Source organism: Methanobrevibacter sp. V14 (assembly GCF_963082475.1).
GTDB lineage: Archaea > Methanobacteriota > Methanobacteria > Methanobacteriales > Methanobacteriaceae > Methanocatella.
Window position 1 is genome coordinate 246,309 of record NZ_CAUJAM010000009.1, and the last position, 15,873, is coordinate 262,181.

At 32.5% G+C, this 15,873-nt stretch carries 23 protein-coding genes; 5 read left to right on the plus strand and 18 right to left on the minus strand.

What is annotated here, in order from left to right:
• Positions 1-39: 39 nt before the first annotated feature.
• Positions 40-837, plus strand: coding sequence for a Dna2/Cas4 domain-containing protein (locus Q9968_RS08885; RefSeq protein ID WP_305515544.1), 798 nt, complete (start codon positions 40-42; stop codon positions 835-837).
• A gap of 46 nt (positions 838-883) precedes the next feature.
• Here Q9968_RS08885 and Q9968_RS08890 read toward each other — a convergent pair whose 3' ends face one another.
• Genes Q9968_RS08890 through Q9968_RS08970 form a run of 17 tightly spaced genes read right to left on the minus strand, consistent with a single transcriptional unit; the run spans position 884 to position 10,738 of the window.
• On the minus strand, positions 884-1,543 hold the full coding sequence (locus tag Q9968_RS08890; protein WP_305515547.1) for a DUF5612 domain-containing protein: 660 nt from the start codon (positions 1,541-1,543) through the stop codon (positions 884-886).
• On the minus strand, positions 1,536-1,799 hold the full coding sequence (locus Q9968_RS08895) for an energy-converting hydrogenase B subunit P (RefSeq protein WP_305515549.1): 264 nt from the start codon (positions 1,797-1,799) through the stop codon (positions 1,536-1,538). Before Q9968_RS08895 ends, Q9968_RS08890 begins: the two co-directional genes overlap by 8 nt.
• Before the next feature lie 12 nt (positions 1,800-1,811).
• Positions 1,812-2,810: a respiratory chain complex I subunit 1 family protein gene (locus Q9968_RS08900; RefSeq protein ID WP_305515551.1), complete on the minus strand. Its 999-nt coding sequence runs from the start codon at positions 2,808-2,810 to the stop codon at positions 1,812-1,814.
• Positions 2,811-2,813: 3 nt separating this feature from the next.
• The gene (locus Q9968_RS08905; RefSeq protein WP_305515553.1) at positions 2,814-3,941 is read right to left on the minus strand and encodes a nickel-dependent hydrogenase large subunit; all 1,128 of its coding nucleotides are present in this window, start codon (positions 3,939-3,941) and stop codon (positions 2,814-2,816) included.
• 11 nt (positions 3,942-3,952) lie between these two features.
• Positions 3,953-4,399 carry an NADH-quinone oxidoreductase subunit B family protein gene (locus tag Q9968_RS08910; protein ID WP_305515554.1) on the minus strand — a complete coding sequence of 149 codons (447 nt, stop codon included), beginning with the start codon at positions 4,397-4,399 and terminating at the stop codon, positions 3,953-3,955.
• Positions 4,400-4,891, minus strand: coding sequence for a 4Fe-4S dicluster domain-containing protein (locus Q9968_RS08915; RefSeq protein WP_305515556.1), 492 nt, complete (start codon positions 4,889-4,891; stop codon positions 4,400-4,402).
• Complete coding sequence (locus Q9968_RS08920; protein ID WP_305515558.1) at positions 4,892-6,301, minus strand: 4Fe-4S binding protein; 1,410 nt, start codon at positions 6,299-6,301, stop codon at positions 4,892-4,894.
• 12 nt (positions 6,302-6,313) lie between these two features.
• Entirely contained in the window at positions 6,314-6,562 is a 249-nt protein-coding gene (locus Q9968_RS08925) for an energy-converting hydrogenase B subunit J (protein ID WP_305515560.1), read from the minus strand.
• Positions 6,562-7,038: an MnhB domain-containing protein gene (locus Q9968_RS08930; protein ID WP_305515562.1), complete on the minus strand. Its 477-nt coding sequence runs from the start codon at positions 7,036-7,038 to the stop codon at positions 6,562-6,564. Before Q9968_RS08930 ends, Q9968_RS08925 begins: the two co-directional genes overlap by 1 nt.
• The gene (locus Q9968_RS08935; RefSeq protein WP_305515564.1) at positions 7,035-7,313 is read right to left on the minus strand and encodes an EhbH; all 279 of its coding nucleotides are present in this window, start codon (positions 7,311-7,313) and stop codon (positions 7,035-7,037) included. Before Q9968_RS08935 ends, Q9968_RS08930 begins: the two co-directional genes overlap by 4 nt.
• Complete coding sequence (locus Q9968_RS08940) at positions 7,306-7,641, minus strand: hydrogenase (protein WP_305515566.1); 336 nt, start codon at positions 7,639-7,641, stop codon at positions 7,306-7,308. Before Q9968_RS08940 ends, Q9968_RS08935 begins: the two co-directional genes overlap by 8 nt.
• On the minus strand, positions 7,638-9,095 hold the full coding sequence (gene ehbF, locus Q9968_RS08945) for an energy conserving hydrogenase EhbF (RefSeq protein WP_305515568.1): 1,458 nt from the start codon (positions 9,093-9,095) through the stop codon (positions 7,638-7,640). Before ehbF ends, Q9968_RS08940 begins: the two co-directional genes overlap by 4 nt.
• A complete protein-coding gene (locus Q9968_RS08950; protein WP_305515570.1) occupies positions 9,085-9,471 on the minus strand; it encodes a cation:proton antiporter subunit C in 387 nt (128 codons plus the stop codon). Before Q9968_RS08950 ends, ehbF begins: the two co-directional genes overlap by 11 nt.
• Positions 9,471-9,713 carry a DUF4040 domain-containing protein gene (locus Q9968_RS08955; protein WP_305515713.1) on the minus strand — a complete coding sequence of 81 codons (243 nt, stop codon included), beginning with the start codon at positions 9,711-9,713 and terminating at the stop codon, positions 9,471-9,473. The genes Q9968_RS08950 and Q9968_RS08955 overlap by 1 nt, the downstream gene beginning before the upstream one ends.
• Positions 9,706-10,128: a cation:proton antiporter gene (locus tag Q9968_RS08960; protein WP_305515572.1), complete on the minus strand. Its 423-nt coding sequence runs from the start codon at positions 10,126-10,128 to the stop codon at positions 9,706-9,708. The genes Q9968_RS08955 and Q9968_RS08960 overlap by 8 nt, the downstream gene beginning before the upstream one ends.
• A complete protein-coding gene (locus tag Q9968_RS08965) occupies positions 10,125-10,391 on the minus strand; it encodes a hypothetical protein (protein ID WP_305515574.1) in 267 nt (88 codons plus the stop codon). The genes Q9968_RS08960 and Q9968_RS08965 overlap by 4 nt, the downstream gene beginning before the upstream one ends.
• Before the next feature lie 32 nt (positions 10,392-10,423).
• Positions 10,424-10,738 (minus strand): monovalent cation/H+ antiporter subunit E, encoded by a 315-nt coding sequence (locus Q9968_RS08970; RefSeq protein WP_305515576.1) that lies wholly within the window; start codon positions 10,736-10,738, stop codon positions 10,424-10,426.
• A 156-nt stretch (positions 10,739-10,894) separates the two neighbouring features.
• On the opposite strand from Q9968_RS08970, the gene Q9968_RS08975 reads away from it, so the two are divergent.
• A complete protein-coding gene (locus tag Q9968_RS08975) occupies positions 10,895-12,415 on the plus strand; it encodes a DEAD/DEAH box helicase (RefSeq protein WP_305515578.1) in 1,521 nt (506 codons plus the stop codon).
• Here Q9968_RS08975 and nadC read toward each other — a convergent pair whose 3' ends face one another.
• The gene (gene nadC / locus Q9968_RS08980; protein WP_305515580.1) at positions 12,416-13,240 is read right to left on the minus strand and encodes a carboxylating nicotinate-nucleotide diphosphorylase; all 825 of its coding nucleotides are present in this window, start codon (positions 13,238-13,240) and stop codon (positions 12,416-12,418) included.
• 69 nt (positions 13,241-13,309) lie between these two features.
• Here nadC and rnz point away from each other — a divergent pair, with 69 nt between their 5' ends.
• The 3 genes from rnz (at position 13,310) to nadA (ending at position 15,872) form a co-directional block, all read left to right on the plus strand.
• Positions 13,310-14,212, plus strand: a complete 903-nt coding sequence (rnz, locus tag Q9968_RS08985) for a ribonuclease Z (protein WP_305515582.1) — start codon at positions 13,310-13,312, stop codon at positions 14,210-14,212.
• A 65-nt stretch (positions 14,213-14,277) separates the two neighbouring features.
• Positions 14,278-14,952 (plus strand): mechanosensitive ion channel family protein, encoded by a 675-nt coding sequence (locus Q9968_RS08990; RefSeq protein ID WP_305515585.1) that lies wholly within the window; start codon positions 14,278-14,280, stop codon positions 14,950-14,952.
• 8 nt (positions 14,953-14,960) lie between these two features.
• Positions 14,961-15,872: a quinolinate synthase NadA gene (gene nadA / locus Q9968_RS08995; RefSeq protein WP_305515587.1), complete on the plus strand. Its 912-nt coding sequence runs from the start codon at positions 14,961-14,963 to the stop codon at positions 15,870-15,872.
• Position 15,873: the final 1 nt, after the last annotated feature.

A 15,873-nucleotide genomic window follows, 5' to 3' on the forward strand; every position in this document is an offset into this window, starting at 1 on the left:
ATAGTAATACTAATTATAAAGATTTTAAGAGGTTATAAAATGATAAAAGTATCTTCAATAAAACAATATATGTACTGTCCTTTGAAGTTATACCACCAAAACCACATAGATACTAAAGAAAACAAAGATTATCGCCTTATAATTGAAATTAAAAAGCTTAAAATTGATATTCAAGATTTAATTGAGAAAAACATGCGCAAAATCAAAAAAGACATGACAATTAGTGAAATTGAAAGCATTTTATCTGAAAATATTGATTTGTACATCAAAAGCACTGCAACTTCAATAAAATCAATGAATTTAAATCTTGAATCATCACAGATTAATGAAATTATTGACAATACATATTTTAAAATTAAAACAATGGCTCTAAGAGTAAAACAATCAATGACCATTCTTGATAAACATGCATATGAAATAATTGATATGTTTTTTCCAAATTGCATGTATTCCTTTTTAATTAAAAACACAAGTCTTGGAATAATTGGAATGTGTGATAAAATAGAAATAATTGATGGCGAATATTACCCAATACTTTTAAAAAGCGGTAAACCTCCACTTAAAGGTGTTTGGAATCAAGATGCGATTGAACTCGTAAGTAATGCAATATTGATTGAAGAAGAATTTAACACAGATGTATATGTTGGTTTTGTGGATTATGAAAAAATAGGAGACCGACGTCCGGTGATAATGAATGTTGAACTGAGAAAAAGCTATTTTGACATTCTTCGTGAAGTTAAAGAGATAATCAATAATAAAAAACTTCCAAAGACTAAAATAAATCTGAAAAAATGTGAAAAATGTAAATACAAAGATATTTGTGACAAAAATGAATAAGATAGGGGATTAGAAATAATCCCCCTATATGTCCATAAATATGAATTTAAAATTTAATATTATTCCCTAAGCGAGTTATATCAAAGACAGCTGTATCAGCAATAGACATTACAGCTAAAACACCAGCCTGAACAGGATCAGTAATGATTAAATCAGCATATTCAGTAACGCTTCCAGGCATATTTAAACAAATAACAATTAAATTACCTTGTTCTTTTACTTTACGAACGGCTTCTGTGATTTCTCCACCCATAATTGAACCGGCAAGGACTAAAGCACTAACACGAGGAAGTCTTGAGATAGCTTCAACAGCTTCAGCCAAATCACTTTCACCAACCAGAGGGATTGTATCAATACTAATGCGTTCTCCACGTATATTATGCCTATCAGCTTCAGTAATTGCACCCATTGCTACTTGTGATACTTGTGCTCCACCACCGACAATGATAATACGTTTTCCATAAATATCCAATTGAGAACCATGCAGCTCAATTGATTTTACTTCATTAATTTTATCCAAATCTTCAATTAGGGCATCAATATCTTCAACTTGCTCAAGTTCTATATTAACAGAACCAATGTTATTTTTTTCAACAAAAAGGTGAACATAACTAATATTAGCACCATGATCAGCGATAACATCAGTAATGTCATCTAAAACACCCGTTTTTTCATCTGATTTAATCGTTAAAGTATAATCACTCATTTTTTGGCCTTATTTTATCAAGTTCTGCATGTGCTCTTTTCCACATGCTTAAAAAATTATCATTAAAACTAACCGGAAGCACATCAAGACCTAAATCCCTATGCTCCTGAATCCATTCCTCACGAAATACAGGTATCTCCACTTTAATTGGTTCAGAGGTTTTATTTATAATTATAAGATTTCTGTAGGGAAAATCCCATTCTACAATATATCCTCCAAGACTTACCATGTGATACGGTCTCATAACAAACTTCATAAATAATCCTCCTTATAATAATCCAATTACAATAGCTAAAATTCCAAGTAATGTAGCGCCTAAAATAGATGGCAATAACTGTCTATTTGTAAATACTGGAGCAAATGCAGAAAATATTCCCATCATAAATACCAATATTAATGCTACTGCAATATTTATTAAGATTCCCCATGACAAAATTGTCGGTGGAATTCCAATGAACAATACTGAAAATACCGCACCAAGTACAAACATGAAGAATCCTCTTGTTACAACAACAACTGCACGATATTTAGCTGCATATTCCATATATGGCCCTTCAATTACATCAGATTTAGCTTTGATAATTGAAAATGGATACTCGTTTAATATAATCATGTAACCAATGAAAAATACAATTGCTGCGATTCCACCAGCTACTGTGAATAAGAATGGCCCATGTACTTGCTGAAAAGTTACTATATCTTGTAAGAAAATGCTTCTTGAAGAAGTAATAGGTGCAAATAATGCCAAATATAGTGGAAATGAAGCATATGTAATCATTCTAAGTGATCTTCTTGCACTTATATCTTCAATAAAAGAACGATTTGCATTAGTGTGAGCTGCTCCTTTAATTTGATCTGGAAATGGCATATTAACTGACATTACAGATTTAGACAATGCTCCCATCAATACATAACATATTTCCTCTACCTTTAAAAATCCAACAATGGCCACTAAGCTTGAAAGTGCTGGGATTTTATAAGCTTCAGGAGTTAATGCGATTAAAACACATAAAACTACAATAAAACATATTATTGGCAGAGCTTTGTATAATCCTGGAACAGGAGATGAAACTTCAACATTCTCTTTAAACATGAATTTAATTGGAGCCATTATTCCTGGAGACGTTACAGGAGGCCCGATTCTTTGTTGGATTCTTGCATGAATATATTTTCTTTCAATTCCCGGAAGCAATGTTGATATTATAAAACAGACAAATACTGTAAGAGCTACTGCAAGAACCGAATTTATAATTGTATTTTCAAACATTGTCTACCTCCTAATTATTTCAATCGATCTATCGCTGCAAGTGAAACATGGATCACATTGCACGATACATAATTGTGCATCTGTAATTTGATCACCAATACAAGCATATTGCATTGCACCAATATTTGACATTGAAGGTGTTCTTATAATTGAATGCCTTACCCTTCCACTTTCTAGGGCATATGAATGATATAGAGTTCCTCTTGGAACTTCAATGTAACTTTGAATAATGTCGGTATCAAACATTTCCCAATCACGATTTACTACTTTACCTTCTGGAATGTTTGCAATAGCTTGCCTAATAATTTTAATTGACTCTACTGATTCCAATGCCCTCATAACCAAATTTGATTTAACGTCTCCATCAGGTTGAGTGACAACATTAAAGTCAAAATCTTCATATTCAAACATTGTTGTTCTCAAATCCCTTGCAACGCCAGTAGCTCTAAGAGTTGGTCCGGTAACCGCTAGTTCGATAGCTTGTTTTTGAGGAAGCACCCCCACACCAGTTATCCTTGATAAAACTATAGAATCTCCTAAAAATCTTTCGGTAAAAGAGTTAAGTGCCTCTTCTAATTTATCCATATCATTTTTAAGTCTTAATATTTTAGCCTCATCCAAATCACATCTCGGCCTTACTCCGCCAATAACTGAACATCCGTATTGTACACGATTTCCTCCAATCATTGCAAGCAATTCCATTACGATTTCTCTCATGTAGAATACTCTCATTGAAAATGTTTCATGAGACAACACTTCACAACCATGCGCTAAATACAAGAAATGTGAATGTAAACGTTCAAGTTCACCCATAATTACACGAATATGCTTAGCCCTATCTGTAATTTCAATGCCCAATCCCATTTCAGCAGTTCTGCATGAATTCCATATATGTGAATTGGAACAAATTCCACAAACCTTTTCAGTAAGAGCATTTGCCTTTTCAACTGGAAGGCCTTCCATAATCCTTTCTATTCCCCTATGATTAACACCAATAGTTATTTCAGCTTCTTGAATAATTTCATCTTCTACAAAAAACCTTACCCTATATGGTTCCAATGCAGCAGGGTGAACTGTACCCATTGGAATTTCTGTTTCAATAATATTGCTTGTCGGTACTTTTTTATCCATCTAATCCCCTCCTAGTCCGCATCTAATAATTTAGGTAAAAGTGATACAACTCCAGCTAAAACATCCTGAGGCCTTACAGCACACCCCGGAACTTTTGCATCAACAGGTATAATATTTTCGACTGGTCCTTCAATTTCTTCAGAAGGAATGTCGCTATAACAATTCTTATAAACACCACCCATTAAAGCGCAACTTCCAGCAGCCACCACCAATTTTGGATTAGGAATAGCTTCATAAATTGCCTCTAACGGTTTTCTATTTAAATGTGTAACCGGTCCTGTTACCACCAGCACATCAGCTTCACGAGGATTCCAAGTTAAAAACACTTTATATTGCTCAGCATCAAAACGAGGAGATAAAATTGTATTAACAATCTCAATATCGCAACCATTACATCCCCCTGTATAAACCAGCAGGACATGTATTGCTCTTGCTCTTGAAAATGATTTAATTCCCATTTAATCACCCTCCTCCCTATTTTTCAATACTGTTTTATCAGATAAGTATTGTGCAATAAATTTAAGTTTATCATCTGAAATTTTAAATGGATGATTTAATGCTTCTGTTATGTCAACTTCCTGATCTCCAACATTATTTGGATGTATTGTTCCTTTTTCGCCATAAAGTGAATAAACAGGACAGAAATCATGACAATAATAACATACAACACATTTTTCAAGATTAATTTCAGGCACTTCAATTTTAACCCAGTTCTCAGTTAATTTAACAGGTTTTTTTAATTTTTTCATCTCAATTGCACCTGTCGGACAGACATTTGAACAACCTGCACATCCAATACAGGCTTTTTCATCAACTCTATCGTCAACTTTTACTGACAATGTTGCAACTTGATTTCTCATATCCATATCTGTAACTCTATCAGCTGCAAAAAAGATTCTTTTAAAGTTAGTAAAAGCTCCTTCTAAAGCTATTCTAAGTATGCTGCTCATTTAAATACCCTCTATTGAATCTTTAAAATTTCTTTCAAATAAAAATGCCCTTGCAGGACATGCGTTCTTACATGCGCCACAGTAAATACAATTTTCATCATTAACTACGTAATTACCATCAACTTTATCAATTGCATCATATGAACAAATTCCATAACAAACCCCACAATGCATACATAATTCCTGTTCAATGAAGTTAAATCCATCTTTAATTTCATTTTTATACATTGTTGATTTAGGAATTGCATCAACCGGACAGTGAACTGCACAATTTTCACATAATATACATTTATCAAGATTAACAGAAATCTTTCCCCTGTGCAATGTAATGGCTTCTTCCTGACATACTTCCACACAAATCCCACAGGAGATGCATTCCTCAGATACACTCCCATTCCATGTTTGAGTCATAAATAAACGCGCATTTTCCTCATCACAAACCTGCACACATTTCCCGCAGCTTACACAGAAACCTGCTAATGTAGGAAACTCTTCATCTTTATGCTCATCATAAATAAACATTTCGCCATCTTCACGTAATGTATGGACAGGACAATGACTTATTGCCCGGTCATGAGTAACATTTTCCGTATCAACAGTTGGATCATATCTTAATTTTCCTTCAACGTTTCTAAGTGATTCATTTTCACATAAATTTGCACATAATCCGCAATTTAGACAAGATACGATTTTTCCAGTTGCTTTTTGATTTAATTTATTGACAACAATCTTAAAGTCATCTAGAGAAATCGCATCGTGAGGACAAGCCTTCAAACAATTAAGACAAAGAGTACAGGTAGAAGTATCTACCAATTGATGTTTGTTCATTGATTGATTTGGACAAACGTCAGCACATAATCTGCATTCTCTACAAATTCCTTCATCCCTATCTACTTTAACATGAATTGCACCATTCGGACAGTATTCTTCACATCTGCCACATAAAATACATTTATCTATATCAGTTCCAAAGTAAGTTCTTGAAACTTCTTTGATTTTATTTTCAGTTTTATGAGGCACATTATCCAATGGCGGATTTAAAATATTAAATGCTTTAATTAAGGAAAGCTGCTTTTCTTTTTCAAGTTCGAAACCATCTACACGACATTCAGGATATTGCTCTGCACATACTCCACAACGAGAACATATACCATAAACTACTCCATCTTCTATGGTAATGTTGTTTGTAGGGCAATTGTACATACACATTCCACAACCATTACATTTGGCTCTGTCTACAACATATCCTCCATAGCTATTTTTAAATATTGCATGGTTTGGGCAGTTTTTATAACAAATTCCACAAGTAAGACAACTAAATGGAATGCCATTAATTAATCTAATAGATTTTGTAGGGCATGATTTAATACAGTCTTCGTTTTTTTCACATATATTAGTCGATAAAAACATTATAAAAACTCCTTATTTACTCCTTGCAAATATTAGTTTGCCTACAAAAATCCCTATTAATGCAGATAAAAATGCAGTGGAAAGCGGTAAATCTGTGTAGAATGGGAAGTTGCCAGACTGCCATGCTACAATAATCCCTGCAATAATTATTATCATAAAAGCTCCAAGAGTGAAGTGAGTATCATTAACATTAAGTTTAATCTGTGAACCTATGATTAAACCTAATATTATTCCAAATATGATTGGTCCTAGAGATAACATTATTCACCCTCCCCTACAATTTTTTTAAAACCTGCAAATGCAATAACTATTGAAGATAAACCTACAAATACTTTTAAACCTACAAATATGTTAAGGTATGGAATGATACCTGCATTTGTAACATCTGGATAATGTAAGATGCCTTGGATAGTTTGAGGAACAATATTCAATATATCTGTTCCGACATTATATAAGAAGAACCCTCCTACAAACAAACCTATCAATCCAAAGACAATGAATCCCAATGCACCGACAGATTCTAAAACTTCAATATATAAGTGTGAAAATTCTAATGGAGAATTGCCCACTCCATAAACAATTACAGACAATATAACACCACTAGCTATCATTGCACCACCTTGGAATCCTCCACCAGGAGTGATGTGACCTCCAAGAATGGTCATTATACCTAAACAAAACAATATGATTGAAATTGGTAAAGATATGAGTTTTAAAATTACACTACCTTGGCTCATCTTTTACCTCCCAATAATCCTCTACCAAATATTAGTAAAACAACTAACCCGGCAGATAACAATATAATTGATTCACCTAATGTATCATATGCTCTAAAATCAAATATTACGACAGTAACCATGTTTGGAGCAATTTGAGTTCCTAAAGCATTGTAAATATTACTTACACCCGGATTTATCATGCTACTTAAATGGAATATCGCATCAAGTAAACTAACAGAAAATATTGCTGTTAAAACCGCTGCAAGTAAATTACGAACAGTTGTTTCAGACAAGATTACCACCCCAGTACATGAAAGTAACTATAAGTGCAAGTGTTGCAATTGCATAGAACAACATCTTCTCTAATGAATCTTCCTGTTCTATTTTGAATTTTGGAATAAGTGGAATATTACTAATTAACACAATAGCTAGCATTAATGAAACAAGTCCTGCAAGCAACACACTTACATGTCTTAATAAAATTGCAGATAATACTAAAGATACAATTAAAAATATTTCCGCTGTAATGCTTCCTGAAACGTCTGCATTAGTTACAGGCCCCGGTGAGAACAATTGTCTGAATTGCTTTACAACATTGAATATTTGATCATACAATTTCATAATATCCCCCCTACAAAATCAGAAATTCCATTTGTGACAATGTCCGGGAAGACACCTAACAATAATATAATTATCAATAATATTCCCATTGCAAATATCATTGATTTTGGAACCTCTTTATTTTCAAGATCCAATTCATTAGGTTTTGGTTTTAAAAACATTGTATAATATGTTTTTACAAATACTACAAATGTAGCGATACTTACCATAATAGCTAAAATGGATATTTCCGGAAATCCACAACTTAAAGATGCCTGAACAAGCATTAATTTAGATTGGAAACCGCTTAATGGAGGAATTCCAGCCATTGCAAGACCTGCAACTAAAAGCATGACCCCCACTTTTGGATGGTATGCAAGAAGTCCGCCTAATTTTCTTGTATCCAATTCATTTGTTGCATCTACAATTGCACCAAATCCGATAAATAACAGTGCAGTAATTACGATTTCATTTAATGCTTGGAAAAGTCCTGCAGTTATTGAAAAATTTGTTCCAAGCCCTATACCTAATCCGATGAAACCTAATTCCCCTACTGCTAAAAACCCAATCATTCTTCTAAAGTCTGTTTGAGTCAATGCAAGAGAAACACCTAATATCATGGCCAAAATAGAGAAGAATACTATGAGAACTTCAAAGATTGGAAGTGATGAATATATTCTAAACATTATCAATACAATTGAAATCATTGAAATAACTGTAAATGATTGCAGTAAAGCTGCTCCATGAGGTTCTGCTTTTGAATAAATTCCAGATTTTATAGTATGGAATGGCGGTAAACCAGATGCATATAACCATCCAAAGAATATTAATGCGAGTGACAATAAAAATACTGGAGAGTTGGCGTTGACCAAACCACTGTGAACCGCATGTGCAATATCAGTAACATTTACACTACCAGTTAATGCCAGCAAGAATCCAATTCCTAAAAGCATTATTGGAGAACCAATTGATCCTAAAATCATATATTTTAAAGCCATTTCGTAACTGTAATCAATTGAAGATGCGGCAACTATGCCCACCTGTGCAAGCGCCAGTATCTCAAAGAATACAAACATGTGGAATATATCATCTGTTAATATTATTGCAGTTACAGCGGCTGTACCTAAGAATAACAGGAACAAATAAGGTCCAGAAACTTCTCTGTATTTAGTCAAGTAAATAAATATTACTAAAAATGTTAAAAGGCCAATGCCCCCTATAAATATCTGCTGCAAGAATGTAAATGAATATGTAATTGCCGGATGATATGCAACTCCAGTTACATTATCTAGAATTGGTTCATAACCTCCGAAATAGTGAAGACCATAATTAGACAATAATGGAATTAGGGGCAAGCATATTGCTACAACAAATGCAAAAATTTTAGTAGCTTTATTGAACTTTGAAAATGCACTAATTAATAATGCCGCCATAAGAGGAACAATCACCATAAGTGGAATTAATTCATTCATCATATTCCTCCTGTTTTGATGTATCGGCCAACATTACTTTTGTAGATAATGTACCATGTCTTCTGTATAAAACCATCACTAAAGCAAGCATCACTGCAAGAGTGCTTGCACCGATTACAATACTGGTAAGTACCAATCCGAAAGGAAGGGGATATGCTGCATTTGATGCAAACCATGAAGTATCCATTCCCGGCATTAAAATTGGTACAACTCCACCTGCCTTATAACCAATAGCAACAATGAATAAATTAGCTCCCTCTTCAATGAAACTAATACCAATTATCTTTTTAATAATATTATCAATGAATATAGCTGAGTAAAGCCCAATAATGACTAAAGCAGCTGAGGTCAATAATATTACAAGTTGTAGTTGAGCCATTATTCATCACTCCTTTGAGTTTTTTTAACAGCAAGTGCAATAAATACCGGAATAATAGCTACACCCACAATTGCCTGAGTTAAAGCAACATCTGGTGCTAATAATATCTGGAACAATAAAGCCAATGCCCCCCCACTAAATCCGGTTAGAATAGCTGTTTTTAATAAATCTTTTTGAATAAGGGCAAGAATGGTACTTAATATTACTATAATGCATAAAACGATTTCCAACATACTACTCACCCTCATCAATTTCCAAGGTAGTTACTGAAAATCTATCATCTACTTTAAGTTTTTCTGAATTTTCACTTTCTAAAGCCTGTACCTTTTCTTTAGAATGTAAAAATGGATGATTTTCATCTACTTTTTCTTCAACTACCAATAAATCCTCTTCATTTTCCCTATCTTCCTTTTTCCAATAGGCATTAGCTATTGCATGTGCTATAAATGGTGCCAGAATAAAGTAAATTCCGGCTAAAAGATATTGGCCAAGACCAATCATTGCAATAATACAAGCAACATCAAATAAACCCACTATGTGGATTCTAGCATAAACCACATTTTTAGTATTTTTATCCAAACTTATAAGACCTATTGCTGCAATTATAGTAATAACGGCCGCTATTAAAAGAAGAACTGATTGAATATATTCGATCATATGTCTTCTCCCCCCAAAGTAACAGCGAAAGCAATAGTTCCTACAAAACCAAAGAATATTAAAGCTAATGATATATCTCTAAAGAATTCAAGATTATATAAATCTCCACCGATAAGCAATGCAACAGCAAATGCATTGACAATGACGGAACTTCCTAAAAGCCCCATGGATGTGGATTTATATGCACTAATCCTTAGGCTAACTAACATTATTATAATCAATGCAATAACCATAATATATTTTGAAACAAACAATATATCCATACTATCTCACTCGATTTTTTATCAAAGAAACATTATTCTAACATTTTCTTTATATAAGGCTCGAAAGGAATAATATCCTCTTTTTTTCTTGGAGAAATAGCAGCTACTTTGATAATGTTATTTTCACTATCTAAATCAACAGATAAAGTACCAGGTGTTAAAGAAATACTATTTGCTAAAATTGTTTGTGAAACAGGTCTCTCCAAAACTGTTTCAATATCAACAACAATAGGATCAATATTTCTTCTCATAATTCCATTAAATGCAACACTGCATGTTGATTTAATTATTTCCAAAATGAGAACTACGAAATAGACAATTCCGTATCCAATTCTAGTCAAAAACATTAAACAAGCTCCATTTCATTATATAAATTTACAGTCAAAAAGTTGACATTTGATAACACTTATATTTATCATCCATATTTAAATATTTGCAAATATAAAAATATTTAATTCAATAAAATTATATATTTGATTGAAATAAGTATTGAGAACAAAAATATGGACTGTGAATCTGAAAGATTAATTAAAAATCAATTAAAAAACACGAATGATTTTAAAAAATTCAAAAAATTGATTGATAATTCTAAAGCATATGAAGTTCCAAAATCATTAACTGGTGAGTTAAGACCATACCAAAAAATAGGTTATTCATGGTTGGTTCAAAATGTTAAATATAACTTTGGATGTATTTTAGCTGATGATATGGGACTTGGTAAGACGTTACAAATTCTAAGTGCAATTCTTCATTTTAAAGAAGTTAATTCCCTAGAAAACAAATCCTCACTAATAATTGTTCCACCAACATTATTGTCCAATTGGGAAAATGAAATTAAAAAATTCACACCAGAATTAACTTATTACATATATCATGGAACAAACAGAACTTTCCCTCTTGAAGAATATGACCTCATTTTGACTTCTTATGGAGTAATCCGACTTGATTTAGACATATTCCAAGATAAAACATGGTTCATATGTGTTATTGATGAAGCACAAAACATTAAAAATCCCAATACCCAACAAACAAAAGCAATTAAAAGTATTAAAGCTGAAAACAAGGTTGCACTAACAGGCACACCAATTGAAAATAAATTAACAGATTACTGGTCAATATTTGATTTTGTAAACAAAGGATATTTATCAAGTCTAGATAATTTTAAAGCTAATTATGTTATGAGAATTGAAAGACTGGAAGAGACAAAAACATTAGAAAAATTCAAAACAATAACAAAACCATTTGTTCTAAGACGACTGAAAACTGATGACAACATCAAAGAGGAACTTCCAGATAAAATCATCAATGACATTTACTGTAGTCTGACAAAAAAACAAATTAGATTATACAATGCAATAATGGAGGGTATTTTTGAAGATTTAGAAGGTAAAACCGGTATTGAAAGACGTGGAATTATTTTAAATATAATAACTGGTTTAAAACAAGTATGTAATCATCCCTCACAATTCCTCAAATCCGACAATCCTAAAATTAATGAATCAGGAAAAATGGAATTGTTAATCACGATTTTAGAAAATATTTTAGATGTAGATGAAAAAGTAATTATTTTTACCCAATATGCCCAAATGGGCAAAATCATAGAACAATTAGTTTCTAAAAAGCTAAAAACCAATGTATTATTCTTACATGGCTCATTAACACAACAAAAAAAAGCTGAAGTGATCTCTAATTTTCAAGAAAACAAAGAGTTTAAGATTTTAGTTGCAACACTGAAAACCGGAGGTGTTGGATTGAACCTAACAGCCGCACAAAATGTAATCCATTATGATTTATGGTGGAATCCTGCAATAGAAAACCAGGCAACAGACAGAGTACATAGAATTGGTCAGAAAAGTGATGTGATGGTTTATAGGTTCATTACTAAAGGAACCCTTGAAGAGGTAATTGATCAAATGAGTAAAAATAAATTAAATTTGGCCGAAAAGGCAATAAGCAATGATGAAACTTTCATTACAGAAATGACAAATGAAGAGTTGAAAGAAGCTTTAACTTTAAGACTGTAACTAATCAAACCTTAAACTAAAATTAAGGCTCCTAGATGAATGAGTTAATGCTCCAATAGAAATAATATCTACACCCAAATCGACATAATCCATTATATTTTCATCAGTGACTCCTCCTGAAACTTCAATTAATGAATTTTGACGAATATTTAAATTATTCAACTCATCAATCACTCTCTTAACCTCATCTGAAGACATGTTATCAAGCATTACAATATCAGCACCATTTTCAACACATGCAACTGCATCCTCATGTGTTTCAACTTCGATTTCTATTTTTTTAGAAAAGCTGGTGTTCTTCTTTGCCTTTAACAGAGCATCTAAAGCGGAACTGCATGTTGCAATATGATTATCTTTAATTAAAACCATGTCATCTAGGCTAAAACGATGAGTATCTGCACCTCCAACTTTAAGAGCATATTTATCAAATTTAGAAATTGCTGGTGAAGTTTTGCGTGTTCCGGCAACTCTAACATTAGAATTATTTACTAAATTAACATAATAATTAGCTGCAGTTGCTACCCCACTCATCCTCATTGACAAATTTAGTGCAGTTCTCTCTAAAAGCAAAATAGCTCTTGCATCGCCAATCAACGAAATTAATACATCACCAGGAGATATTTTACTTCCATCTTTTAACCAGAACGTGACTTTAACACCATGTTCTTCAAATAAATCTCTAATAATATCAATACCTGCTAAAATACCATCATCTTTTGATACAATAACTGCATTTACAACTTTGCCTTTTTCAACTACCGCATCAGATGTTATATCACCAAATCCTTCATCTTCAACCAGCATATACTCAATAATTTTGTCCAAAAAATCACCTAAAAAGTTAATATAACTATGAATATATATTATTTCAATAAATATAAAAGTGATTACATTATGGAAATAACATTTTTAGGAACTTCATCGGCAGTCCATTCAAAAGAAAGAAATCACCCATCAATTGCCCTTAAAGCTTTTGGAGAAACCTGGCTGTTTGATTGTGGTGAAGCAACTCAAAAACAAATAATTTCAAGCAATATAAGTCCAATGAAAATCTCTAAAATATTTCTCACCCATTATCATGGCGATCATATTCTAGGCCTTCCAGGGCTTCTCCAGTCTATGAGCTTAAATGGTAGAGAATCTAAATTAACAATTTATGGACCAAAAGGATTGCATAAATTAAAAGACGCAATTTATTCTCTAGGATATTGCGCAATTGAATACCCAGTTGAATTTAGGGAAATAAACACTGGAATAATCGAAGATAATGACAAGTATTTTATTCAAGCACAAAGAGTTAAGCATAATGTACCTACACTTGCTTATGCAGTTGAAGAGAAAAAGAAGCCTAAATTTTTACGTGAAAAAGCACTTGAATTAGGCGTTCCTGAAGGTCCCGCTTTTGGACTCCTGCATAACGGTGAAGAAGTTGAAGTCGATGGCGAAATCATAAAACCTGAACAAGTGCTTGGAAAACCACGAAAAGGAATTAAAGTAACTTATTCTGGAGACACAAGACCTTGCGAAGAGATGATCATGCTTGCTCTTGACTCCACATTACTTATACATGAATCAACTTTCATACAGGAAGAAAATGCCAACGCAGTAGAACACTCACACTCCACATCAGTTGATGCTGCATACATTGCCCGTGAATCAAACAGCAAAGAGTTGATTTTAACCCATATTAGTACCAGATATACTAAAGAACATGAAAATATCATGTTAAAAGAAGCCAAAGAAGTCTTTAAGAATACTAAATTAGCTTATGACTTATTAGAAATTGAAGTTAAATGATTATTATGAACATTCCAACTATTAATGACCCAATTATGACTTTAGTTTGCACAATAATTGTTATTATGGCAACCCTAATAATAACTAAAATTATTGCCAGAATAATGAATAAAATGGAAAGATTTAAAGAAGATAAAACTGCAATGTACCTTATAACAGATATTATTGATTATGTAATCTATTTCATAGCATTAATAGTTATTTTACAATTTTTTGGAATTAATCTTGCAGGAACATTATTAAGTTTAGGTATTGTAGGTATTGCAGTGAGCTTTGCTGCAAAAGACATTATTTCCAATTTATTTTCCGGAATAATCTTGATTATAGGCAAAAGTGTAAAGGTCGGAGATACCATTGAAATTGATGGTGAAAAAGGCATTGTCAAAAGAATTTCACTTAGATCAACCCTTATTGTTAATGACATAGGTGTTAAAAATATTGTTCCAAATTCTACTTTGACAAATAATCCTTACTTACAATATAAAACTCCTGAAAAGTATAGAGTGGATATATTTGCAGGATTGCCCCTAAATATTGATATTGAAGAATTTAAAGCCTATATCATTGAAAAAATGGAAAGTCACAAGGACATTTCTAGTTATCCCAAACCCAATGTTTATGCAAAAGAAATTAATTTTAAACAAAGTAAAGTGAAAGTATCTTTTTGGGTAAATAATTTTAATGATAAAGACAAATATAAAATAATAATTACAAATGACATACGAAATTATATTGAATAGGTGGAAAGATGAGTAGTTCCCTTCAAGAAGAAATTTTAGAATTAAAAGATGAGAAAAATGCAATTATACTTGCGCACAACTACCAACCAAAAGAAGTTCAAGAAATTGCAGACTTTTTAGGAGATTCATTAGAATTATGCATAAAAGCTTCTGAAATTGATGATAAAGATTTAGTTGTATTTTGTGGTGTTGATTTCATGGCAGAAACCGCATTTATATTGAATCCCAATAAAAAAATCATCATACCAACACTAGAAGCTGAATGTCCAATGGCCCATATGCTTCCAGAAGAAGAATTATTAAAAGCTAAGAAAAAACATCCTGATGCAGGAGTTATCCTTTATGTAAACAGTATTGCTGAAGCAAAACAACATGCGGATACCTTATGCACTTCAGCCAATGCAGTTAAAGTTGCAACAAGCTTACCTCATGATAAAATCCTATTTGGACCTGATAAAAACTTAGGAACCCATGTTTCGGAAAAAGTTGATAAAGAAATAATTTATGTTCCAAAAGACGGTTACTGTTATGTTCACAGATTATTTGCAGTTGAAGATGTGGAACTTAAAAGAAAAGAATATCCAAATGCAGAGATAATCTGCCACCCCGAATGTAAAATTGAAGTTCAGAATGCATGTGATGAAGTAATGTCCACTGGTGGAATGTTAAAACACATTGCTGAAAGTGATAAAGAAGAATTTGTTATTGGAACTGAAATTGACATGATTACAAGAATCAATTCAGAGGTTCCGGGCAAAAAATTATATCCTTTACTTGAAGGAGCTATCTGCGAGACTATGAAACTTCATACTCTTGAAAAAGTTAGAGACTCACTTGTAAATGAAACTCCAGAAGTTACATTGCCTAAAGATGTGGCCGACAAATCTAGAAAAGCAGTGGAAAACATGTTAAACGTTTAAA